This window comes from Bradyrhizobium sp. SZCCHNRI2009, from assembly GCF_032485115.1.
Lineage (GTDB): Bacteria > Pseudomonadota > Alphaproteobacteria > Rhizobiales > Xanthobacteraceae > Bradyrhizobium.
In genome coordinates, this window is sequence record NZ_JAUEUH010000002.1 from 513,067 (window position 1) to 535,343 (window position 22,277).

Below are 22,277 nucleotides of genomic sequence, written 5' to 3' on the forward strand. Positions count from 1 at the left end.
CATGAGCGCGACACTGCAATCCGATGTCGTCATCGCCGGCGGCGGTCTTGCCGGCATCGTCACCGCGCTGGAGGCACTGCGCGCCGGCAAGTCGGTGACGATCGTGGACCGGGACACGCCCGAGCGGCTCGGCGGGCTGGCGCTGTGGGCATTCGGCGGCATGGCGCTGATCGGCACGCCGCTGCAGGCGCGCATGAAGATCCCGGATACGCCGGAGATCGCGTTGCGCGACTGGATCAGGTTCGGCGAGCTCGATGCCGCCGAGCACTGGCCGCTGCAATGGGCGCGCTACTACGTCGCGCATTCGCGCAGCGAGGTCTACGACTGGCTGCTGGCGCACGGCGTGACGTTCATGCCGGCAGTGAACTGGGTCGAGCGCGGCCGGTACGGCGACGGCAATGCGCTGCCGCGCTATCACATCGTCTGGGGCACCTCGCAGCGGCTCACGCGCGTAATGATCGAAGCGATGCGCGCGGCCGACGGTGGCGGCAGGCTGACGGTGCTGCACCGTCATCGCGTCGTCAGCCTCGATCGCGCTGCCGGCGCGGTATCGGGCGTGGTCGCCGTCAACGAGGAGACGGGCGCCGAAATCCGCATCGCCGCGCCGCTGACGGTGCTGGCGATGGGCGGCCTCAATGGCAGCCATGCGGAGGCCCGCGCCAACTGGATCAAGGGCCGGCCGCTGCCGGCGGCGATGCTCAATGGCGCGCATCCGTTCTCCGACGGCAAGTTGCATCACCACGCGGCCGAGGCGTTCGGCGCCGAGATCACGCATGCCGGCGAGATGTGGAACTACGCCGCCGGCATCCCGCATCCGTTTCCGCATTTCGAGGGCCATGGCCTGTCGCTGGTGCCGTGCAAATCGGCATTGTGGCTCAATCACAGGGGCGAGCGCATCGGGCCCGAGCCGCTGGTGACCGGCTTCGACACCCATGATCTGTGCCAGCGCGTCGCGGCGCAGGAGAAGCCGTATACGTGGCATTTGTTGAACTGGCGCATCGCTGCCAAGGAGTTCGCCATCTCCGGCGCCGAGCACAATCCGCGCATCCGCGACCGGCAGATGCCGATGTTCCTCAAGGAGACGCTGCTCGGCAATCATCGCCTGGTCAGGCAGATGCAGCGCGAGAGCCGGCATTTCCTGGTCGACGAGACGCTGACCGGTCTCGCCGCCAAGATGAATGCGCTGACCGGCACCGGCGACGTGAAGCCGGAGGTGCTGCAGGCCACCGCCGACGCCTTCGACGCGAACTTTGGGAATGGCGACAAGCTCCACAATGACGATCAGTTGCGCCGCATCCTGCACGCGCGGCAATGGGGCCCCGACAAGCTCCGCACCTGCAAGCCTGCGCCGCTGCAGGCCCCGGGCGCCGGGCCTTACATCGCCATTCATATGCAACTGATTACCCGCAAGAGCCTCGGCGGCCTCAAGACCGATCTGCAGAGCCGGGTGCTCGACACCACGGGTGCGCCGATCGGCGGGCTCTATGCGGTCGGCGAAGCCGCCGGCTTCGGCGGCGGCGGCGCGTCGGGCAAGCGTTCGCTGGAGGGCACGTTCCTGCCGGGTTGCATTCTCACCGCACGGGCGGCGGTGCGCGCGATGTGACGGCTACGGGAACCGTACGAGTCGGCGGAACCGCCGCTGAATTTTTGCTCCGTCACTGTCGATCCGGTGCTGCGACGTTCGTCTTCAAGGCACAGGAGATGGAGACCCGTCATGAAGATCTACTGGATCAAGGCCCAGGCGCCGCGCCGCGTGCTCGCGCTGGTCAAGCATCTCGGCGTGCCCGCCGAGTTCATCGACATCAGCCGCGGCCTGAAGACGCCGGAGTTCGCCGCGCTCAACCCGAATATGAAGGCGCCGGTGCTGGTCGACGGCGACACCGTGCTGTGGGAGTCGACCGCCATCATGGCGCACCTCTGCATCCGCGAGAGCTGCGACATGTGGCCGGCGCGCAATCCGCAGGAGCAGATCGAGGTGCTGCGCTGGCTGGCCTGGAACGACTGCCACTGGGCGCCGGCGGTCGGACCGTTCTATTTCGAGCACATCGTCCGCAAGACGTTCGGCCTCGGTGCGCCCGACCGTGCCGCGCTGGCCGGCAAGGTCGCCAACCTGAAGACCTTCGCCGCCGTGCTCGATGCGCATCTGCGGGCGCGCAGCCACATCGCCTGCGACCGGCTCACCATCGCCGATTTCGCGGCCGCCTCGATGGCGACCGACTGGCGCGAGGCCGAGATGCCGATGGAGTCGTTTCCGAACATCGTGCGCTGGCTCGATGGCCTGATGCGGCTGCCGGCGTGGGCCGAGCCGTGGCCGGAGAAACGCTCGGTCGCGGCCTGAGCGTCACGGCTGCGCGATGCCGTGGCCGAGCTGCTTGGAGATCTCGGCCGCACACGCGCGCAGGCGGTTGGCGAGCGGGGACTGCCAACCGGCGTCGAAGGTGCCGGCCGGGCCCATCGCGGTGATGACCAGTGCGACGTGGCCGGCGTGATCGAACACCGGTGCGGCGAAGGCATTGACGCCGGGCAGCGGATCGCCGATGGCGCGCGCCAGGCCCTGTGCGCGCACCTCGGCCAGCATCTCCGCCACTTTCGGGCTCTTCGGCGCGCGCTTCGGATTGTAGCCGACACCGAGATGATCGAGGCCGGTGTCGAGCGCGGCCTTCACGGTCTTCGGCGGCAGGAACGCCGCGAACGCGCGGCCCGTCGCCGTCTCCAGCAGCGCCATGATCGAGCCGACGCGCATCACGATGTGCACCGGATGGCTCGGCTCCTCAAGCCGCACCACGGTTGGGCCGTTGGTGCCCCACACCGCGAGCGACACCGCGTGATCGATCGCGCCGGCGAGCGCTGCGATCTTCGGGGTGGCGATCCGGACCGCCGACAGCCGCCGCAGGCTGATCAGGCCGAGCTCGAGCGCGAGCGGGCCGATCTCGTAGCGGCCGGTGGTTTCGTCCTGCTCGATCAAACCGATGCGCGAGAAGCTGACGAGGTAGGGATGTGCCTTGGCCGGCGGCAGCCCGGCCTCGCGCGCGAGGTCGCGCAGCATCATCGGCTCGCCGCTGCGCGCCAGTGCCTGCAGCAAGGTGCCGCCGACCTCGATCGACTGGATGCCGCGGCTCTCTCGTCCCATGTCTTGTTGTGCCCCTGGTCCGGCGCCGTGCCTACACCGCCAGGAAGCCGCCGTCGACCGGCAGCGTGACGCCGTTGACGTAGGACGCCATGTCGGAGACCAGGAACGCCACCGGGCCAGCGAGCTCCTCGGGCTGGCCGACGCGGCCGAGCGGCGTGCGGCTCATGAAGCCGGCGAGCCGCTCGGGATCGTTGCGGGTCGACTCCGTCATCGCGGTGGCGATCACGCCTGGCGCGATCGCGTTGACGCGGATGCCGTCGGCGGCGAGCTCGCGCGCCAGCGCCTGGGTCAGCGACTTCACGCCGCCCTTGGACGGCGAATAGCCGAGCGTGTTGCTGATGCCGATGAAGGAGGCGACGGATGCGATGTTGACGATCGTGCCGCGCGTCGCGCGCAAGGCGGCAAGGAAGGCGTAGGTGACGTTGAACACGCCGTTGAGATTGACGTCGAGCACGCGCTGCCAGTTCTGTGGCGCACGCGGCGAGTCGATGTTCTCGCGGATGATGATGCCGGCATTGTTGACGAGGATCGAGATGGCGCCGACCTCGGCGCGCAATTGCGCCGCCAATGCGGTGCATCCGGCGGCGTCGGTGACATCCAGCCGATGCGCCCACGCCTGGCGGCCGTGCTCGCGGATCTCGGCGGCGCAACGTTCGGCACCCTCCAAGTCGATGTCGGTGATGACGACATCGGCGCCGCGGCCGGCGAGGCCGAGCGCAATCGCGCGGCCATTGCCGTGCGCCGCCCCCGTGACCAGCGCAAGCTTGCCGGCCAACATCTGACTGTCGCTCATGCGGCGCTCCTTTGGCCAGCGCGTTCGGCGAGATGCCGGCCGGCAATGTAGCCGAAGGTCAGCGCCGGTCCCAGCGTGATCCCGGCGCCCGGATAGTTGCCGCCCATGATGCTCGCCATGTCGTTGCCGGCGGCATAGAGCCCCTCGATCGGCTGGCCCTGGGCGTCGAGCGCGCGGGCGTGCGCATCGGTGCGGATGCCGGCATAGGTGCCGAGATCGCCGATCACCATCTTGATGGCGTAGAACGGCCCGTCCTTGATCGGCGCCACACACGGGTTCGGCCCGTGCAGCGCATCGCCCTGGTAGCGATTGTAGGCGCGCGAGCCCTTGCCGAACGTGGGATCCTGGCCCAGCGCGGCATCGGCGTTGAACGCGGCGACGGTTGCTTCGAGCCCCCGCGGATCGATGCCCGTCGTGCTCGCGAGCTCGGCGAGCGTCGCGCCGCGCTTGAGATAGCCGGTGCTCAGATGATGCCCGAGCGGCATCGGGAACGGCGGCACGCAGCCGAGGCCGTAGCGGCGCAACGAGCGGTGATCGGTGATCAGCCAGGCCGCGATCTCGCGGCCGGGCTTGGCCGCCTTGACCATCGCCTGCACGAAGTCGTGGTAGGAATTGCCTTCATTGGCGAAGCGCACGCCGTCCGCGGTGACCGCGATCACGCCGGGCTTGGCGCGGTCGATGAAGTGCGGCATCACGCCCTTGCTGCCGTCCTTGCGCGTGGTGACGGAGACCGGCACCCAGGCCGCCGCGTGCGGCAGGCCGTCTTCGACCCGGCCGCCGACGGCCTCCGCGAGCCGCAGGCCGTCGCCGGTGTTGCCGACCGGTCCGGGCGACACATGCTCCTGTCCGGTCGGCGCATGCGGAAACATTGCCTTGCGCCTGTCGACATCATGCGGGAAGCCGCCGCAGGCCAGCACCACGCCGAGCCGCGCATTGACCCTGATGCGCTTGCCCTGCCGCGTCACCACGGCGCCGCGCACGGCCTCGCCGTCGCGGATCAGCTCGGCCACCGGCGACGACAGCCACAGGGGAATGCCGAGATCGAACGCCGATTTCGCCAGCCGCCCCGCCAGCGCATTGCCGTTGGTCAGCGTCATGCCGCGGCCATGGCGCAGCACGTCCAGCGCATGCTTCGACAGCCGCTTCGCGACATAGAACGCCGACGTCAGCGACTTGGTCGCGCGCATGAAGTGGATGATCTCCTTGCCGGAGCCGAGCATCATGCCGAACACGGTGAGCTCGGGCAGGGGCTGGCCGAGATCCTCGATGTGACGCCCAAGCTCGCGGCCGTCGAATGGCCGGGTCACCATCGAGCGGCCGCCCTGCGTGCCGCCCGGCGCCTCCGCGTGATAGTCAGGGAAGGTCAGCGGCATGTCGAACTTCAGCGCCGTCTTGCTGGTGAAGAAGTCGACGGCCTCCGGGCCCTTGGTCAGGAACGCGTCGACGCGCGCCGCATCGAAACTGTTGCCGGCCTCATGGCGCAGATAGGTGCGTGCCAGCTCGGGTGGCTCGTCGATGCCCCAGGCCTTCGCCAGCGATGTGCCGGGAATCCACAGCCAGCCGCCCGAGCGCGCCGTGGTGCCGCCGAAGCGCGGCTCCTTCTCGGTCACGATGACTTTCAGCCCGGCATGGGCGGCGGTGACCGCCGCCGACAGCCCGGCGCAGCCGGAGCCGACCACCAGCACGTCGCAATCATGGGTGTCGCCGGCCGGGTGATCTGCTCCGCTCATGCGCGCGCTCCTACTTCTTCAGCAGCGGGCACTTGGATTCGGAGACCGGCCTGAACGCATCCTCGCCCTTCACGGTCTTGACGATCTCCAGATAGTCCCACGGCTCCTTCGATTCCGACGGCTTCTTCACGCGGGCCAGATACATGTCGCGGATGACGCGGCCGTCCTCGCGCAGCTTGCCGCCGTGAACAAACGTATCCTCGATCGGCAGCTCGCGCATCTTCGCCATCACCGCCTTCGGATCGTCGGTACCGGCCGCCTTGATGGCCTTGAGATAGTGCAGCACGGAGCCATAAACGCCGGTCTGGATCATCGTCGGCATCACCTTGGCGCGGGCGAAGAACTTCTTCGACCAGGCGCGGGTGTTGTCGTCCATGTTCCAGTACGACGCCGTGGTCATGTAGGTGCCTTGCGCGGCCTCGAGCCCGATCGCATGCACGTCGGTGTCGAACATCAACAGGCCGACCAGCTTCTGGCCGCCCTTGACCAGGCCGAACTCGCCGGACTGCTTGATGGCGTTGTCGGTGTCCTGCCCGGCATTGGCGAAGGCGACGACGTCGGCCTTCGAGCTCTGCGCCTGCAAGGCGAAGGAGGAGAAGTCGGCGGTGTTGGTCGGATGCTTGACGCCGCCGAGGATGGTGCCGCCGAGCTCCTTGATGAAGCGCGTGGCGTCCTTCTCCAATTGCTGGCCGAAGGCGTAATCCGCGGTGATGAAGTACCAGGATTTGCCGCCCTGGCTGATCACGGCCGAGGTCGTCACTTTGGACAGCGCATAGGTGTCGTAGGTGAAGTGCACGGTGTTCGGGCTGCACAGCTCGTCGGTCAGCGAACTCGCGCCGGGCCCTGACAGCAGCGCGATCTTGTTGCGCTCGCGCACCATGTTGTGCACGGCAATCGCGATACCGGAGTTGGGGATGTCGACGACCGCGTCGACCTTGCCGTTGTCGAACCAGTCGCGCACGACCGTCGTTCCGACGTCGGTCTTCATCTGGTGATCGGCGCTGATGATCTCGATCGGCTTGCCGAGCACGGTGGGGCCGAACTCTTCGACCGCCATTTTCGCCGCCTCGACCGAGCCCGGGCCGCTGTTGTCGCGGCCCCAGCTCGAGAGATCGGTGAGCACGCCGATCCGCACGACGTCGTCAGAAACCTGGGCTGAAGCGCCTGTCGCGATGAATGACGTCGTTGCCAGGAACGCGCAGGCGAGCAGCTGCCGTCGCATGAAGATCCTCCCCGTTTTGCTCCGCTCTGTCGGCGGCGATGGGAGTTAGACATTGACGAATGGATTTGTCAATTGCGAACGGGTGGGACGTGGCGCAGGGGCCGGGGGATGGACGCGGAAGGCCGGCGGCGCGTCAGGCGCGACCCCACATCCTCATGGTGAGGAGCACCGCATGCGGCGCATCTCGAGCCAGGAGGTCCGGAAGTGAGCGCGTTGGGAATGCTCTACGACTGTAGGAAAGCCTGTGATCCGCTCTACATGCGCGGCATGATCTGCAGTTCGAGCAGCGCGAGCCGCTGCATCGCGGTGACGTCGCGCTCGCCGGCCTTGGCGGCCCGCAGCACGGCTTCCGCAAGCAGGTTCACGTTCGTCGAACTCACCGGCTCAGGCAGCGCGGCGACCGACGCGTTGAGGGCTTCGGTCATCAGCGCGATGACGTCAGGCGAAAAGGATGCATCGGAAAAATTCTTCATGCAAAGATGCCCGCCAGCAGGTCGTGCTTCGGTGGATATCGCGTACGCATTACGTTGATGGTGAGAGAACGCGCCTCGGGCGCCATCGGTTCCCGCGGTCGCGCCGAGCCTCAGCCGGTCCGGTTTCTGATATGCAGAATGGCGCGATCTCCCATGCGCCAATTGCCCGTCGAGCCAATCTGCCGCAGGGGGCTCGCCTTGTGTCGTCGGGCAAATCAGGACGATGTTTCCCGGCATCCCGCCTCCACAGGAGGGGCGCATCGCGATCGTCACGAGACGTAGGAAGCGGGGAGCGGTGGCCTGTCGGATCGCAGCGCGCATGTGCGCGCGGACGAACGAGTCCAGCAGGACGACGAAATCGCAGCGTCCCGGCGCCCCGATGCTGGCGCCAAGTCCGTGGGTGATGATCCCAGGGGCGCCGGTGGCTCACAAGCCGGACACCGGGGAGACTGCGTATAACTCGTAAGCCCATCGCACAGGGGGGGCCGGGTCGTCCGGCTGAACCTGTGGTACCTGCCGCCTGCATTTTTTGAGCAGGCGGGCCACGGGCCTCAGTCGAGGTCCGGCCTTCCCTGTGCCCTCTGTCCGAAGAGGGTAATCGATCTTGATAGCTCGGGCGCGGAGCGCGTCGCGAGAAGGCAGGACGACGTCTCCAACGCGGAAATTGAGATAGTGGATCAATGGTAGCCCCGAACTCGTCGTGCCCGGGCTTGTCCCGGGCATCCACGTCGTTCGGCGTGTGCGGTGCGGCGTGGATGGCCGGGACAAGCCCGGCCATGACGAGCAGGATTTGAGATCTATCGCTTCATCGGCATCGGAATGCTCATTCGGCGAATTGCAACGATCGAGCTACCCCTTGATGAAGGCCAGCAGGTCGGCATTGATCACGTCGGCATGTGTGGTCGCCATGCCGTGCGGAAAGCCCGGATAGGTCTTCAAGGTCCCATGCTTCAACAGCTTGATGCCGATGCGCGCGGAATCGTCGATCGGAACGATCTGGTCGTCCTCGCCATGCATCAGCAGCACCGGCACGTCGATCGCCTTGAGGTCCTCGGTGAAGTCGGTTTCGGAGAACGCCTTGATGCAATCGTAATGCGCCTTGGCGCCGCCCATCATGCCCTGGCGCCACCAGTTGCGGATCACGCCTTCGGAAACCTTGGCGCCATTGCGATTGAAGCCGTAGAACGGGCCGGTCGGAATATCGAGGAAGAATTGCGCGCGGTTGGCGGCGAGCGCCGCGCGGAAGCCGTCAAACACCTCGATCGGCAGCCCGCCGGGATTGCTCTCCGTCTTCAGCATGATCGGCGGCACCGCGCCGAGCAGGGCAGCCTTGGCGACGCGGCCCTTGCCCTGCTTCGCCACGTAGCGCGCGACCTCGCCGCCACCGGTCGAGTGGCCCACATGGACCGCGTCTCGCAGGTCGAGCTTGGCGGCGAGCGCGGCGACATCGGCCGCATAGGTGTCCATCTCATTGCCGGTCTCCGTCTGGCTGGAGCGACCGTGACCGCGCCGGTCATGCGCGATGACGCGAAAGCCCTTGTCGAGGAAGAACAGCATCTGCGCGTCCCAGTCGTCGGACGACAGCGGCCAGCCGTGGTGGAAGACGATCGGCTGGCCCGAGCCCCAATCCTTGTAGAAGATCTGCGTGCCGTCCGATGTCGTCACGAATCCTGAGCTCATGGAGTGTCTGCCTTTCTCACTGGATGGAATCTGCCGCGTTCAAGGCGCGGCGTGATGGCGCGCCTCGTCGCGTCGGTACGCAACGAAGGATGCCCGCTGCCACCTTAGCGACGGAGCGTGACGATCTCAGCAACACAGACTCGTGTGCGACAGCGTTGCACCTCAACGGGACCCGCGTTGGCTGCTCAATCCGTGAGCGGAGCCACATGCATCTGCGGCGCGTGATCTGCATGATTTGCGGGCTCCTTTGCGGTTCCGCGGCCGGACACCCGGCTTTTTCCTTCTGGAACCGGGCAGGGCCGTCATTGCGCCCCGGCGCGTCATCGCATAAAGCCTGTTCCCAAATCGTTCACGCCAGCTCAAGCTCCTGGGCTAACCCACTGAAAGCTAAACGCTAATGGGAAAATCACTGATTCCGCCGGAGCCGGCGGAGATTCACGAGGTCGCGCTGCGCGAGGCGCTGGAGGAGCGCTATCTCGCCTACGCGCTCTCGACCATCATGCACCGCGCGCTGCCGGACGCGCGCGACGGCCTCAAGCCGGTCCACCGGCGCATCCTTTACGGCATGCGGCTGCTGCGGCTCGATCCCGGTACCGCGTTCAAGAAGTCCGCCAAGATCGTCGGCGACGTGATGGGCTCGTTCCATCCGCATGGCGACCAGGCGATCTACGACGCGATGGTTCGCCTCGCGCAGGACTTTTCCTCGCGCTATCCGCTGGTCGACGGCCAGGGCAATTTCGGCAACATCGACGGCGACAATCCGGCGGCCTATCGCTACACCGAAGCGCGCATGACCGACGTCGCGCGTCTGCTGTTGGACGGCATCGACGAGGACGGCGTCGAGTTCCGGCCGAACTATGACGGCCAGTCGAAGGAGCCGGTGGTGCTGCCCGGCGGCTTCCCGAACCTGCTTGCTAACGGCGCGCAGGGCATCGCGGTGGGCATGGCCACCTCGATCCCGCCGCACAACGCCGCCGAGCTGTGCGACGCCGCGTTGCATCTGATCGAGAAGCCCGACGCCAAGTCGCGCGCGCTGTTGCGCTGGGTGAAGGGCCCGGACTTCCCGACCGGTGGCACCGTGATCGACTCCAAGGAATCGATCATCGAGGCCTACACCACCGGCCGCGGCTCGTTCCGTGTCCGCGCCAAGTGGAAGCAGGAGGAGGGCAACCGCGGCACCTGGATCGTCGTCATCACCGAGATTCCCTATCTCGTGCAGAAGTCGCGCCTGGTCGAGAAGATCGCAGAGCTGCTCAACGAGAAGAAGCTGCCGCTGGTCGGCGACGTCCGCGACGAATCCGCCGAGGACGTGCGGCTCGTGATCGAGCCGAAGTCGAAGAACGTCGATCCGGCGCTGATGATGGAATCGCTGTTCCGGCTCACCGATCTCGAGAGCAAGATTCCGCTGAACCTCAACGTGCTGATCAAGGGCAAGATCCCGAAGGTGGTGGGTCTCGCCGAGTGCCTGCGCGAATGGCTCGACCATCTGCGCGACGTGCTGCTGCGACGCTCGAACTACCGCAAGAAGCAGATCGAGAACCGGCTGGAGATTCTCGGCGGCTACCTGATCGCCTACCTCAACATCGACGAGGTGATCCGGATCATCCGCACCGAGGACGAGCCCAAGCCGGTCCTGATGAAGACGTTCAAGCTCACCGAGGTCCAGGCCGAGGCCATCCTCAACATGCGCCTGCGCTCTCTGCGCAAGCTCGAGGAGATGGAGATCCGCACCGAGGACAAGAACCTGCGCGGCGAGCTGAAGGGCATCAATGCGCTGCTCGGATCCGAGCAGCTGCAATGGGCCAAGGTCGGCGAGCAGGTCAAGACGGTGCGCGACATGTTCGGGCCGAAGACGCCGCTCGGCAAGCGCCGCACCAATTTCGCCGACGCGCCCGAGCACGATCTCGCCGCCATCGAGGAGGCCTTCATCGAGCGCGAGCCGGTTACGGTCGTCGTCTCCGACAAGGGCTGGGTGCGCACCTTGAAGGGCCACGTCGCCGACCTGTCGAACCTGCAGTTCAAGACCGACGATCAGCTCGGCCAGGCGTTCTTCGCCGAGAACACCTCGAAGGTGCTGTTGTTCGCCAGCAATGGCAAGTTCTACTCGCTCGACGTCGGCAAGCTGCCCGGTGGCCGCGGCCATGGCGAGCCGATCCGCATGTTCATCGACCTCGACCAGGACGCCTCGATCGTGTCGATGTTCGTCGCCAAGGGCGAGCGCAAGTTCCTCGTGGCGGCCTCCGACGGCCAGGGCTTCGTGGTCAAGGAAGAGGACTGCGTCAGCAACACCCGCAAGGGCAAGCAGGTGCTCAACGTGACCGCGCCAGCGGAAGCGCGCGCGATCACCACCGTCGCGGGCGATCAGGTCGCAGTCATCGGCACCAACCACAAGATGGTGGTGTTCGGGCTCGACCAGGTGCCGGAGATGGCGCGTGGCCGCGGCGTCCGGCTGCAGAAATACACCAGCGCGCAGCTGTCCGACGTCACCACGTTCGAGCAGAAGCAGGGGCTGGCCTGGAAGGATTCCGCCGGCCGCGATCAGGGCCTGAGCTGGAAGGAATTGGCCGACTACCGGGGCAACCGCGCCGACGCCGGCCGCATCGCGCAGGGCCTGCCGAAGTCGAACAAGTTCAACCGGCCGATCGAGTAGCGACGTAATAGTATCCGTCCGGCGGCCGTCTATATCAGACAGCGGGCGATCGCGAGGTGCGCGATCGCCCGGGGACACGTTGGATGGCGCACTCGCATTCTCATCATCACGTCCATGGCCATTCTCATGATCATGGTCCCCCACATGCCCACGGCCACGCCGGCCACAGCCATGCGCCGGCGAGCTTCGGCGCGGCCTTCGCGATCGGTGTGTCGCTCAACACCGGCTTCGTCATCGCCGAGCTCGTTTTCGGCTACGCCGCGCATTCGCTGGCCCTGATCTCGGACGCGGTCCACAATCTGTCCGACGTGATGTCGCTGCTCCTGGCCTGGGGCGCGCTGTGGTTGTCGGGCCGGCGGCCGACCGATCGCCATACCTACGGCTATCGCCGCGCCTCGATCCTGGCGGCGCTGATCAATGCCGGTCTGCTGCTGCTGGTCGTCGGCGGCATCGCCGTCGAGGCGTTCGACCGCCTGCGCAATCCGGGGGAGGTGGTCGGCACCACTGTGCTGTGGGTCGCCGCGCTCGGCATCGCCATCAACGGCGCCACCGCGCTGCTGTTCATGCGCGGCCGCGACACCGACCTCAACATCCGCGGCGCCTACCTGCACATGGCCGCCGACGCCGCGGTGTCGTTCGGCGTGGTCGTCGCGGCACTGGTCACGATCTGGACGGGGTGGCTGTGGGTCGACCCGGCGGTCAGCCTGGTCATCGCGCTCGTGGTGCTGTTGAGCGGCTGGGAGCTCGCCCGCGACAGCGTCAATCTGGCGCTCGACGCCGTGCCGCGCGACATCGCGCTTCCCGAGGTGCGCGATTATCTCGCCTCCCTCGACGGCGTCAGCGAGGTGCACGACCTCCATGTCTGGGCGATGAGCACCAACGAGACCGCGCTGACGGCGCATCTGGTCCGGGCAGGCGGAACGGATGATGCGTTCCTGCATCGCGTCTGCGCCGAGCTGTCACATCGCTTCAACATCCAGCATCCGACCCTGCAGATCGAGGCCGATGGCTGCGCCTGCAAGCTCGCTCCTGCCGACGTGGTGTAAGCCGCGATGGGTCAGCTCCTTCCTGCCAGTCTGCACATCGCGCCGGCGATTTCCCTCGACCGGCGGAGTTCCCATTCCGGCCGGCGGCGGCGCCGTGATAACAGTGACCATCTCCCGCATCGCGGCCGCACCATCAGGCACACGATGTCTGGGGTGAGACGCACGGCACGGAAATGTGCCTTTGGAATGCAACGACTGGACAGCCCATGCCCGTGACGATCTTTCACAATCCGGCCTGCGGCACGTCGCGCAACACGCTCGCGATGATCCGCGCCTCGGGTGAGGAGCCTGAGGTGATCGAATATCTGAAGACGCCGCCGAGCCGCGAACAGCTGATTGCGCTGATCAACGCGATGGGCGTCAGGGTGCGCGACGTGCTGCGTGAGAAGGGCACGCCCTATGCCGAGCTTGGTCTGGGCGATCTCAAATGGACCGACGACCAGCTGATCGAGGCGATGCTCGCGCATCCCATCCTGATCAACCGGCCGATCGTGGTGACCAGCAGGGGTGCGCGGCTCTGCCGCCCGTCCGAACTTGTGCTCGACCTGCTCGATCATCCCGTCTCCTCCTTCACCAAGGAGGACGGCGAGGTGGTGAGCCGGCCTGCCTGAAGCCTTCCGGATCGTGACGCGTTGGTGAGTTGAAACGATGGATACGGCGACCCGTCTCGAAGTGGCGAGCTGGCTCGTAGGTCAGAGCCTGACCGGAATGCCGGAGAACGAGATCCTGCGCGGCTTCTGCGAGCGCTGTCGCGCGGCCGGGCTTGAACTGTCGCGCAGCCTTGCGATCATCGATACGCTGCATCCGATTTTCGAGGGGCGTGGCTTCCGCTGGAACGATTTCGACACGAACGAAGCCGACAGCTTTGAATATGGCTCCAGCAATGAGGGAGAGGCGGCACAGAATTGGCGGCGCTCGGTCTTCCACCACATGCTGGAGAACGGCCATGACGAGTTCAGCATTGACTTCATGAATTGTGCGCATCTCGATTTTCCGATCATCGAGGAGCTTTCCGCACAGGGACATCGGCACTATCTCGCCTTCGTGCACCGGTTCGGGGAAGCCGGCACGCTCGGCCAGATGGACTGCTTCTATTCGAACTGGCTGACGCGGCGTGACGGCGGCTTCACCGACACGCAGGTCGGCGCATTGCGCGACCTGGTCCCGCTGCTCGCGCTGACGATCAAATCCGCGCAGCAGGTCGACATCGTGCGAACCCTTGGCCGCGTCTATCTCGGCCGCGATGCGTCGGAACAGGTGCTGCGCGGCCGGATTTCCCGCGGTGTCACCGAGCGCATCAATGCGGTGCTGTGGTTCTCCGACCTGCGCAGTTCGACCGCGATCAGTGAGAGCATATCGCCGGACGAGATCATCCCGCTGCTCAACGACTATGCGGAAGCCTCGATCGACGCGATCTACGAGTCCGGCGGCGACGTGCTGAAGCTGATCGGCGACGGCGTGCTGGCGATCTTCACCGGGGGCGACATGGCCTCGGCCCGTCGGGCTGCGCTGCGTGCCGAGCATCGCTTTCGGCTGAACATCCTGAAGCTGAACGCACGGCGCGCCGGCGAGGGACGGCCCGTCACCTCGGCCTATGTCGGCCTGCATGTCGGCGAGGTGTTCTACGGCAATATTGGCAGCGAGGACCGGCTCGACTTCACCGTGGTGGGACCGGCCGTCAACGAGGTCAGCCGCATCGCCTCGATGTGCCGCTCGGTCGATCGCGAACTGTTGGCGTCCGCCGAATTCTGCGAGGGGCTCGACGACGAAGGTCGCCGCTACCTGGTGTCGACCGGCCGCTACGCGCTGCGCGGCATCGGCCGCGCGCAGGATCTCTTCACGCTCGATCCGGAAATTGCCGGCAGCGCCTCGGCCACGCGGGACTACGAGAACTACTTGGCGGACGAGATGTCGCACCCTTGACCCACGTCAATGCCCAGCCGAAGCGAGTCTGCCCAGCATCCCTCTGCCGGGAGATGAAAGCTCATGTACAAACATATTCTGCTGCCGACCGATGGCTCCGATCTGTCCAAGGCCGCGATCAAGCACGGCATTGCGCTCGCCAAGGCGACCGGCGCAAAGGTCACGGCGCTGGTGGTGTCGACGCCGCTGCATTCGCTGGTCGTCGATCCTCACGCTGCGACCAAGGCGCTCGCGCAATACAAGTCGCTGGTGGCCGATCAGACCGCGAAATATCTCGATCATGTGAAGGACGATGCCGAGCGGGCCGGCGTCGCCTGCGCCACGCTCTGCGTCGAGCACGACAAGCCCTATGAGGCGATCGTCGAGACCGCCCGCAAGCAGCATTGCGATCTGGTGCTGATGGCCTCGCATGGGCTGCGCGGCGTCTCGGCGATCCTGGGCAGCGAGACCTTGAAGGTGCTGACGCATTCGACCGTGCCGATCCTGGTCTATCGCTAGGCGGGCTGCGGCTCCGGTTGCCGCGCGATCGCCACGACCGGCGAGGCGAGGATGACGAGCGCCTGCAGGCCGAAGATGGCGGCGACGAGGTAGAGACACGTGTCGGCGCCGTAGCGGCCGCCGACGACCGCGCCGAGCAGCGAGCCCAGCGGACGGGCGCCGTAGCTCAGGATGTTGATGGCCGACACCCGCCCGAGCAGGCCGGCCGGGGTCACCGACTGCCGCAGCGTCGTGGTCGAGATCACCCAGAGGATCGGCCCGGCGCCGAGCAGGAAGAAGCTGAGCCCGGCAAGGACAGGCGAGGGAACGAACGTGGTCAGTGCCATCACGAGCGCCGCGGCGAAGCCGGTGACGGGGCCGAGCCCGATGACGGTGCCGAACGGCAGAAGCCGCATGATGCGCGTCGCCAGCAGCGCGCCGCACACCATGCCGACGCCGAACATCGACAGCACCGAGCCGACGCCTCCTGCCGACAGGCCGAGCCGGTGGACTGCATAGGGCACGAACACCGCGAGCAGCAGGAAATGGGCCGTGTTGAAGATGAACTGGGTGGCGAACACCGGCCGCAGCAGCGGATGATGCAGCACGAAGGCGGCGCCTTCCCTGATGTCGGCCAGCGGATGGCGGCGCGGCACGGGCGCGCGGGCGGGCTCGGCGATGCCGGCCAGGCAGACGGCTGCGACCAGCGAGAGCGCAGCGGCGCAGCCGAAGGCGGGCGCGCCGCCGATCCAGCCGACCAGCACGCCGCCGAGCGCGGGCCCCGCGGCGAAGGCGACGGTACGGGCAAGCTCGATGCGCGCATTCGCAGGCGCCAACTGGGCGGGGGCGACCAGGCTCGGCACCAGGGCCGGCGCGGCGACGCTGAACACCACCGTGCCGCACACCGCTGCGAATCCAAGCGCGGCCAGCAACGGCAGCGTGAGCGCGCCGGCCGCGAAGGCGATGAGGATCGCGAGCAGCGCCAGCGCGCGAAGCATCTCTGCCAGCGCCATCAGCAGCCGTCGCGACATCCGGTCGGCGAGCAGCCCCGCAGGGATCGCGAACAGCACGAAGGGCGCGGTCAGCGCCGTCTGCAAGAGTCCAGTCTCGCCCTCGCCGACACCGAGCGCGAGCACCGCGACGATCGGCGCTGCGGCGAGCGCGATCTGCTCGGCCGATTGCGCGGTGAGGTTCGACCAGGCGAGGCGGTGGAAGGCGGCGGGCAGGGCGGGCGAGGGAGTCATGAAGAGGAACCTGATGTGATGATGTGGCCATCATCGCCGCTCAGCCTCCCTGCGCCCACCCGCTTCCTGATCTCCGGCATCGGCCGTCGTGCTGCGGACGGCCTACGCCGCGGTCGGTGCCTCGGCCAATCCCCATTCCGGCGGCAGCGTGCGGAACGCCAGATGCGTGCCGGCATTCAGCGGCGCCGTCTTGAAGCCGAACCGGTGCCAGGCCAGCGCCAGCGCATGCTGGGTGTAGATCGAGATGTGGCCGTTGCGCGGCGCGATGTACCACCAGGACATGCCCTGGCTTTCGAAGTCGTCCGGCTGGGTCAACGTCGAGTAGAATACCGCGCCCGGTTCGGCCACGCAGGCTGCCATGGCTCCGATCGTCGCCAGCGGATCGGGCACGTGCTCCAGCGTCTCGAAGCAGGTGACGAGATCGAACTTGCGATCGGGTTGGGTTGCGTGGTCGGCCACCATCGGATCATAGGTGACCGCTTCCGCGAAGCCTTGAGCGCGCAGGCCGGTGCAGAACAAGTCGTTGCCGCCGCCGAAGTCGAGCACCCGCATTCCGGCCTTGTGTGGCGCCCAGAAGCGGGCCACGGCCGCCGCATTGTCGGTTGGCCGCTTGATCCGATAGTCCGGATCCACGGCTTCGTAGCCGTCGTTGTAAATGTGGGTCTTGAACTGCTCGATGCTCCAGTCGTCGAAGGCGTCCGTGAACAGGAAGCCGCAATCCGCGCAGCGCCGGTAGTAGATTGGTACGCCGGCCAGCGGCGGGCGATGGGCATGGGCCGTCTGGCAGGGGCGGTTCATGTCGACCACGCCGTAGAGCGAGGCAGGACCGTCACAGATCTTGCAAGGCACGGGCGCGTTCGTGACCGGTCGGAGCCCGAGTTGGGTAGAGAGCATGGTGGATCCCGTCAGTGGGGAAGTGGCGCCCGTCGCCGATGGGCCGCCTCGAGGAGGCGGGCCGCGAATCGGCAGGGACGAGCTTTCGCAATGATGAAGCGGTATCGGAGGATTTCCAGCATCTCTATGCGGCACCGCCACATGGGCAAGTCGCACTTGCAAGTAAGTTGCATTAAATGTCGGTTTCGTCCAGGATAGCGCCATGGACGCAAAATCGTCAGACCTTTCGCAGCTGCACGCCATGGTTCCGCCGAGCGACCGCCTGAACGGAGGCTGGCGCGGTGAGCGCGGCGATCCGTCTCTCGGCGACATGTTCGCGACGGTACGAACCGCGACAAAAGGGTCGCTCTGGCGCAAGCTGCTGGCCTTTCTCGGACCCGGTTACCTCGTCGCCGTCGGCTATATGGACCCCGGCAATTGGGCAACGTCGCTGGCCGGCGGTGCCAAGTTCGGCTACGTCCTGCTCTCGGTCGCGCTGCTGTCCAACCTGATGGCGATCGTGCTGCAATCGCTGTGCACGCGGCTCGGCGTCGCCACCGGCCGCGACCTCGCCCAGGCCTGTCGCGACTCTACCCCGCGCTGGGTCTCGGTGCCGCTTTGGCTGTCGGCGGAGATCGCGATCACGGCCACCGACCTCGCGGAAGTGATCGGTACTGCGATCGGTCTCAGCCTGCTGTTCGGGCTGCCGCTGTCGATCGGCGTCTGCGTCACCGCACTCGATGTCTTCCTGATCCTGGCGCTGCAGGCGTTCGGCTTCCGCTGGATCGAGGCGTTCGTGGTCGCGCTGCTCGGCATCATCGCGCTGTGCTTCGCGATCCAGATCGCGATGGCGCAGCCGGACTGGGCCGAGGTGGTGAAGGGCTTCGTTCCCAGCGGACAGCTGATCGCCAATCCGGAGATGCTCTATCTGGCGCTCGGCATTCTCGGCGCCACCGTGATGCCGCACAATTTGTATCTCCACTCGGGCCTGGTCCAGACTCGCGGCTACGGCGACAGCCCAAAGGACAAGCGCGAGGCGATCACGCTCTCCACGATCGATTCCACCATCGCGCTGTGCCTGGCGCTGACCATCAATGCCTCGATCCTGATCCTGGCGGCGGCGACGTTCCACCGCACCGGACAACGCGACGTCGCCGAGCTTGACCAGGCGTATTCCTTCCTGGCGCCGCTGCTCGGGTCGACGCTGGCGCCGACGCTGTTTGCGATCGCGCTGTTGTGCTGCGGCCTGAATTCGACGATCACCGCGACACTGTCCGGCCAGATCGTGATGGAGGGCTTTCTTCACTGGCGGATCGCACCCTGGCTGCGCCGGCTGATCACCCGCATGATCGCAATCGTGCCGGCCGTGGTGGTGACGATCTGGGCCGGCGAGAAGGCGACCGGGCAGCTCCTGATCCTCAGTCAGGTCGTGCTCAGCCTGCAACTGCCGTTCGCCATCGTGCCGCTGGTGCTGCTCACCGCGAGCCGGGCCAAGATGGGGCAGTTCGTGGCGCCGCGCTGGCTGACGGCGATTGCGACCTTGATCGCGGTGGTGATCATCGCGCTCAATGCCAAGCTGGTGTGGGATCTGGCCACGGGATAGGGATGGCGCGCAGGGAGCAGCGAACCAGGGGATGTCGAAAGACCTCTACTCCCCCTCGCTATTGCCTCCCTCTAGTCCTGCGGCTCGGGCGCGATGTCGCCTTCGGCATCCACGCGCAGCCAGCCGGCAGCCGCGAGCCGTTGTTGCGGCAGATAGCGGCTCTTGTAGTCCATCTTCTTCGAACCCTCGATCCAATAGCCGAGATAGACGTAGGGCAGGCCCTGGCGCCGCGCCCGGGCGATGTGGTCGAGGATCATGAAGGTGCCGAGCGAGCGCGTGGTCTCCGACGGGTCGAAGAACGAGTACACCATCGACAGGCCATCGCTGAGCACGTCGGTCAGCGCGACCGCGACCAACTCACCGCCCCTGCCGTTCGGCCCGTTGCTCAGATTGCGGCGGCGGTACTCGATGATTCTCGTCTCGACATGGCTGTCCTCGACCATCATGGCGTAATCGAGCACCGTCATGTCGGCCATGCCGCCATGGCGATGGCGCTGATCGAGATAGCCGCGGAAGATCGAATATTGCTCGGAGGTCGGCACGGCGCTGCGCTGCTCGCCGACCAGATCGGAGTTGCGCGCGAGCACCTTCCGGAAGTTGCGCGAGGGGCGGAATTCGTTGGCGATCACGCGGACGGACACGCAAGCGCGGCACTGGTCGCAGGCCGGCCGGTAGGCGATCGACTGGCTGCGACGGAAGCCGCCATGGGTGAGAAGGTCGTTGAGATCGGTCGCCTTGTCGCCGACCAGATGCGTGAACACCTTGCGTTCCTGCCGGCCCGGCAGATACGGGCAGGGCGAGGGCGCGGTCAGGTAGAATTGCGGGGTGTCACGCGAATGCTGGGTCAAGGAACGTCGTGAGCCTCCGAGGCGATCATCAACAGAATTGCGCTCCGGAGGCGGCCGGTCAATCGCTTTTGCTGTGCCACCGGACGTCTCATCAGGTACGAGCCGGTTCAGTCAGTTGCGAGCGCACAGACGTGTTGATCACGACGGTGCCGAGCACGAAATCGTGCAGCAGCCGGCGGCGGCTGTTGAACAGTCCGACCAGCAGCACGAGCGGCGACAACACCGAGACCGAGATCCAGAAGCAGACGGCATGCACGGCACCGAGCACAAAGTAGCCCGGCGCGCCGTACCAGGTCCGCACCTCCAGATCCATCACCCGCATGCCGATCGTCGCCGAGCTCGGCCCGCCGATCGTTGCGCCGTAGTAGACGATGGCCCAGATCACGGAAGCCGGCGACACCAGCCAGAACAACGCCCAGCCGAGACCCAGCGTGACCACGCCGAATACGGCAATGAAGATCACCGCCAGGATCACCGGGACCGAGAGCACCAGGAGATCGATCAGGAATGCGATCATCCGCCGCGTCAGCACGCCGCGAAACAATTCCGGCTGCTGATAGGGATCGTAGGCGTGCGGCCGAGCACCGGGACCGTCATTGCTATCGCCTGAGCCCATATACGCCATGAATAAGCCCTCCGGATTGGCACCCAGCACATGGGAACCCGACTTGCGCTTGCAAGGGCCGTTCTTGCAGGAGGCGCGGCAAATTTCCGGCCATTTCGCGACTTCTGAGCCCTTTCCGCGACCCGGCGGTTCGCGCACGCGAAAGGATCGGCGTGCTCAAAGACCGGCGGGTCCCGAAAGATCCCAGCGCCTCCTCAACGCTGCTGCCGCAGCCGTTCGGCGGCTTGCGGGGCGAAATAGGTGAGCACACCGTCGGCGCCGGCGCGCTTGAAGGCCAGCAGGCTCTCCATCATCGCCCGATCGCCGTCGATCCAGCCATTGTTGGCGGCCGCCGCGATCATCGCGTATTCGCCCGACACCTGATAGGCGAAGGTCGGCATGCTGAACGTGTCCTTCACGCGCCTGACGACGTCGAGATAGGGCATGCCCGGCTTGACCATCACCATGTCGGCGCCCTCGGCGATGTCGAGCTCGACCTCGCGCAGGGCCTCGTCGCTATTGGCGCTGTCCATCTGGTAGGTGCGCTTGTCGCCGGTGAGCGTCTTGGCCGAGCCGATCGCGTCGCGGAACGGGCCGTAGAAGGCGGATGCATATTTGGCTGCATAGGCCATGATCTGCACGTCGAGGAAACCGGCTTGATCCAAAGCCTGGCGGATCGCGCCGACCCGGCCGTCCATCATGTCCGACGGCGCAATGATGTCGCAGCCGGCCTCGGCCTGGACCAGGGCCTGGCGCACCAGCACGGCGACGGTCTCGTCGTTGAGGATGCGGCCGTCCCGGATCAGGCCGTCATGACCGTGACTGGTGAAAGGGTCCAGCGCGACGTCGCAGAGCACGCCGATCTCCGGGAACTCCTTCTTGATCGCGCGCACCGCCTGGCAGACCAGGTTGTCCGGGTTGCAGGCCTCGGAGCCGTGCTCGTCGCGCAGTGACGGCTCGGTATAGGGGAACAGTGCGATGCAGGGGATGTCGAGCCTAACCGCGCGTTCGGCATCGCGGACGATCTCGTCGACGCTCAGCCGCTCCACGCCCGGCATCGAGGCGACGGTGCTGCGGGTCCGGTCGCCCTGCACCACGAACAGGGGCCAGATCAGATCGTCGGTAGTGAGCACGTTCTCGCGCACCAGCCGGCGCGCCCATTCGGCCTTGCGGTTGCGGCGGGGGCGGATGGTCAGCTCGAGCGCCGGTGTCGGTGCAGTGGCCGGGTTGCGCGCGGTGTCGCGCAGGTCGATCGGGCGGCCGAATTTGATCGCCATGGGGTGCTGGCTCCTTGAGCTGGCCGGCGAGCCGGATTTGATTTGTTGTAATTCCAACAATCTGTAGCACTTCGGCCGTCGCCCGTCACTTGACCTGACGCAAGCGGCCCGGTTGATTTCCTACCCGGTTGCTTTCACGGTGCCGGCCGGCCAAGAATCGCCATGCTCCTGGTCTTGAGAGGCCCCAATGACGACCATCCTGTTCTGCTCGAGCTGCCATGGCTGAGATTCCCTCGGCGCGAGATCTGGCACGTGACAACGCCGCCATGTCGATTGCCGCCATGTCCTCGGATCGGCGCGAGAGCGACGACAATGTCTGGACGCGGCGGCTCGTGCTGTTTTTGCGGGTCATGGCCATGCTCTCGATCGCCAAGGGCCTGTACCACTGGGCCCAGGTGACCGGCTTCATCGGCGGCGAGGACGACGCGTTCGAAAACCAGGCGATGGCCTGGCAGGCTGCGACGGTCTATTTCGCGGTCATCGAGCTCGTCGCCGCCGTGGGCCTGTGGCTCGCCACGCCGTGGGGCGCAGTGGTGTGGCTCACCACGGTGGTGTCGATGGCGGTGATCGAGCTGATGTTCCCGGGCATCTACGGCGGCAATCTGCTGGTGGTCGCGGGCGAGGCAATCATGCTCGCCGCCTACCTCGTGCTGGCCTGGATGGCGGCCCGGGAGCGGCCACCATAGGTCGTGCGAAAAATTCGT

General features: G+C 66.5%; 20 protein-coding genes. 9 read left to right on the plus strand and 11 right to left on the minus strand.

Annotated features, from left to right (window positions below; translation table 11 throughout):
* The first annotated feature begins 1 nt into the window (after position 1).
* On the plus strand, positions 2–1,603 hold the full coding sequence (locus tag QX041_RS09910) for an FAD-binding protein (RefSeq protein WP_315711413.1): 1,602 nt from the start codon (positions 2–4) through the stop codon (positions 1,601–1,603).
* Between the two features lie 111 nt (positions 1,604–1,714).
* Entirely contained in the window at positions 1,715–2,338 is a 624-nt protein-coding gene (locus QX041_RS09915; protein ID WP_316165158.1) for a glutathione S-transferase family protein, read from the plus strand.
* A gap of 3 nt (positions 2,339–2,341) precedes the next feature.
* On the opposite strand, the gene QX041_RS09920 is transcribed toward QX041_RS09915, so the two are convergent.
* From QX041_RS09920 to QX041_RS09945, 6 genes are all read right to left on the minus strand, one after another.
* Positions 2,342–3,130, minus strand: coding sequence for an IclR family transcriptional regulator (locus QX041_RS09920; RefSeq protein ID WP_316165159.1), 789 nt, complete (start codon positions 3,128–3,130; stop codon positions 2,342–2,344).
* Positions 3,131–3,161: 31 nt separating this feature from the next.
* Entirely contained in the window at positions 3,162–3,923 is a 762-nt protein-coding gene (locus tag QX041_RS09925; RefSeq protein ID WP_315711418.1) for a glucose 1-dehydrogenase, read from the minus strand.
* Positions 3,920–5,653: an FAD-dependent oxidoreductase gene (locus QX041_RS09930; RefSeq protein WP_316165161.1), complete on the minus strand. Its 1,734-nt coding sequence runs from the start codon at positions 5,651–5,653 to the stop codon at positions 3,920–3,922. The genes QX041_RS09925 and QX041_RS09930 overlap by 4 nt, the downstream gene beginning before the upstream one ends.
* Before the next feature lie 10 nt (positions 5,654–5,663).
* Positions 5,664–6,875, minus strand: a complete 1,212-nt coding sequence (locus tag QX041_RS09935) for an ABC transporter substrate-binding protein (protein ID WP_316165162.1) — start codon at positions 6,873–6,875, stop codon at positions 5,664–5,666.
* A gap of 254 nt (positions 6,876–7,129) precedes the next feature.
* Positions 7,130–7,585: a hypothetical protein gene (locus QX041_RS34375; protein WP_409999253.1), complete on the minus strand. Its 456-nt coding sequence runs from the start codon at positions 7,583–7,585 to the stop codon at positions 7,130–7,132.
* Between the two features lie 612 nt (positions 7,586–8,197).
* A complete protein-coding gene (locus tag QX041_RS09945) occupies positions 8,198–9,028 on the minus strand; it encodes an alpha/beta hydrolase (RefSeq protein WP_316165164.1) in 831 nt (276 codons plus the stop codon).
* 397 nt (positions 9,029–9,425) lie between these two features.
* Between QX041_RS09945 and parC the strand changes: the two genes are divergently transcribed.
* The 5 genes from parC (at position 9,426) to QX041_RS09970 (ending at position 15,145) form a co-directional block, all read left to right on the plus strand.
* Entirely contained in the window at positions 9,426–11,678 is a 2,253-nt protein-coding gene (parC, locus tag QX041_RS09950) for a DNA topoisomerase IV subunit A (protein ID WP_315752929.1), read from the plus strand.
* Positions 11,679–11,761: 83 nt separating this feature from the next.
* Complete coding sequence (locus QX041_RS09955; RefSeq protein ID WP_315752928.1) at positions 11,762–12,724, plus strand: cation diffusion facilitator family transporter; 963 nt, start codon at positions 11,762–11,764, stop codon at positions 12,722–12,724.
* A gap of 206 nt (positions 12,725–12,930) precedes the next feature.
* Positions 12,931–13,335, plus strand: a complete 405-nt coding sequence (gene arsC, locus QX041_RS09960) for an arsenate reductase (glutaredoxin) (RefSeq protein WP_315752927.1) — start codon at positions 12,931–12,933, stop codon at positions 13,333–13,335.
* 37 nt (positions 13,336–13,372) lie between these two features.
* Positions 13,373–14,647, plus strand: coding sequence for an adenylate/guanylate cyclase domain-containing protein (locus tag QX041_RS09965; protein ID WP_315827212.1), 1,275 nt, complete (start codon positions 13,373–13,375; stop codon positions 14,645–14,647).
* 63 nt (positions 14,648–14,710) lie between these two features.
* A complete protein-coding gene (locus QX041_RS09970) occupies positions 14,711–15,145 on the plus strand; it encodes a universal stress protein (protein WP_315711427.1) in 435 nt (144 codons plus the stop codon).
* On the opposite strand, the gene QX041_RS09975 is transcribed toward QX041_RS09970, so the two are convergent.
* Complete coding sequence (locus QX041_RS09975; protein ID WP_315711428.1) at positions 15,142–16,368, minus strand: MFS transporter; 1,227 nt, start codon at positions 16,366–16,368, stop codon at positions 15,142–15,144. The two genes, QX041_RS09970 and QX041_RS09975, sit on opposite strands and share 4 nt — an antisense overlap.
* A gap of 102 nt (positions 16,369–16,470) precedes the next feature.
* Positions 16,471–17,262: a class I SAM-dependent methyltransferase gene (locus QX041_RS09980; RefSeq protein ID WP_316165165.1), complete on the minus strand. Its 792-nt coding sequence runs from the start codon at positions 17,260–17,262 to the stop codon at positions 16,471–16,473.
* 202 nt (positions 17,263–17,464) lie between these two features.
* Between QX041_RS09980 and QX041_RS09985 the strand changes: the two genes are divergently transcribed.
* Positions 17,465–18,844, plus strand: coding sequence for an Nramp family divalent metal transporter (locus QX041_RS09985; RefSeq protein ID WP_316165166.1), 1,380 nt, complete (start codon positions 17,465–17,467; stop codon positions 18,842–18,844).
* 71 nt (positions 18,845–18,915) lie between these two features.
* On the opposite strand, the gene QX041_RS09990 is transcribed toward QX041_RS09985, so the two are convergent.
* The 3 genes from QX041_RS09990 to hemB form a co-directional block, all read right to left on the minus strand.
* A complete protein-coding gene (locus QX041_RS09990) occupies positions 18,916–19,692 on the minus strand; it encodes an arginyltransferase (RefSeq protein ID WP_316165167.1) in 777 nt (258 codons plus the stop codon).
* Between the two features lie 91 nt (positions 19,693–19,783).
* Positions 19,784–20,317 carry an RDD family protein gene (locus tag QX041_RS09995; RefSeq protein WP_315711433.1) on the minus strand — a complete coding sequence of 178 codons (534 nt, stop codon included), beginning with the start codon at positions 20,315–20,317 and terminating at the stop codon, positions 19,784–19,786.
* A 194-nt stretch (positions 20,318–20,511) separates the two neighbouring features.
* Positions 20,512–21,573, minus strand: coding sequence for a porphobilinogen synthase (gene hemB, locus QX041_RS10000; RefSeq protein ID WP_315752921.1), 1,062 nt, complete (start codon positions 21,571–21,573; stop codon positions 20,512–20,514).
* Between the two features lie 218 nt (positions 21,574–21,791).
* On the opposite strand from hemB, the gene QX041_RS10005 reads away from it, so the two are divergent.
* Positions 21,792–22,259: a DUF6163 family protein gene (locus QX041_RS10005; RefSeq protein WP_315711435.1), complete on the plus strand. Its 468-nt coding sequence runs from the start codon at positions 21,792–21,794 to the stop codon at positions 22,257–22,259.
* The last annotated feature ends 18 nt before the right edge of the window (positions 22,260–22,277 follow it).

What these genes read in the sequence shown, in the direction of transcription:
- QX041_RS09910 (WP_315711413.1), top strand. Translation starts at nt 2, where the DNA reads ATGAGCGCGACACTGCAATCCGATGTCGTCATCGCCGGCGGCGGTCTT.
- QX041_RS09915 (WP_316165158.1), top strand. Translation starts at nt 1,715, where the DNA reads ATGAAGATCTACTGGATCAAGGCCCAGGCGCCGCGCCGCGTGCTCGCG.
- QX041_RS09920 (WP_316165159.1), bottom strand. Translation starts at nt 3,130, where the DNA reads ATGGGACGAGAGAGCCGCGGCATCCAGTCGATCGAGGTCGGCGGCACC.
- QX041_RS09925 (WP_315711418.1), bottom strand. Translation starts at nt 3,923, where the DNA reads ATGAGCGACAGTCAGATGTTGGCCGGCAAGCTTGCGCTGGTCACGGGG.
- QX041_RS09930 (WP_316165161.1), bottom strand. Translation starts at nt 5,653, where the DNA reads ATGAGCGGAGCAGATCACCCGGCCGGCGACACCCATGATTGCGACGTG.
- QX041_RS09935 (WP_316165162.1), bottom strand. Translation starts at nt 6,875, where the DNA reads ATGCGACGGCAGCTGCTCGCCTGCGCGTTCCTGGCAACGACGTCATTC.
- QX041_RS34375 (WP_409999253.1), bottom strand. Translation starts at nt 7,585, where the DNA reads ATGCCGGGAAACATCGTCCTGATTTGCCCGACGACACAAGGCGAGCCC.
- QX041_RS09945 (WP_316165164.1), bottom strand. Translation starts at nt 9,028, where the DNA reads ATGAGCTCAGGATTCGTGACGACATCGGACGGCACGCAGATCTTCTAC.
- parC (WP_315752929.1), top strand. Translation starts at nt 9,426, where the DNA reads ATGGGAAAATCACTGATTCCGCCGGAGCCGGCGGAGATTCACGAGGTC.
- QX041_RS09955 (WP_315752928.1), top strand. Translation starts at nt 11,762, where the DNA reads ATGGCGCACTCGCATTCTCATCATCACGTCCATGGCCATTCTCATGAT.
- arsC (WP_315752927.1), top strand. Translation starts at nt 12,931, where the DNA reads ATGCCCGTGACGATCTTTCACAATCCGGCCTGCGGCACGTCGCGCAAC.
- QX041_RS09965 (WP_315827212.1), top strand. Translation starts at nt 13,373, where the DNA reads ATGGATACGGCGACCCGTCTCGAAGTGGCGAGCTGGCTCGTAGGTCAG.
- QX041_RS09970 (WP_315711427.1), top strand. Translation starts at nt 14,711, where the DNA reads ATGTACAAACATATTCTGCTGCCGACCGATGGCTCCGATCTGTCCAAG.
- QX041_RS09975 (WP_315711428.1), bottom strand. Translation starts at nt 16,368, where the DNA reads ATGACTCCCTCGCCCGCCCTGCCCGCCGCCTTCCACCGCCTCGCCTGG.
- QX041_RS09980 (WP_316165165.1), bottom strand. Translation starts at nt 17,262, where the DNA reads ATGCTCTCTACCCAACTCGGGCTCCGACCGGTCACGAACGCGCCCGTG.
- QX041_RS09985 (WP_316165166.1), top strand. Translation starts at nt 17,465, where the DNA reads ATGGACGCAAAATCGTCAGACCTTTCGCAGCTGCACGCCATGGTTCCG.
- QX041_RS09995 (WP_315711433.1), bottom strand. Translation starts at nt 20,317, where the DNA reads ATGGCGTATATGGGCTCAGGCGATAGCAATGACGGTCCCGGTGCTCGG.
- hemB (WP_315752921.1), bottom strand. Translation starts at nt 21,573, where the DNA reads ATGGCGATCAAATTCGGCCGCCCGATCGACCTGCGCGACACCGCGCGC.
- QX041_RS10005 (WP_315711435.1), top strand. Translation starts at nt 21,792, where the DNA reads ATGGCTGAGATTCCCTCGGCGCGAGATCTGGCACGTGACAACGCCGCC.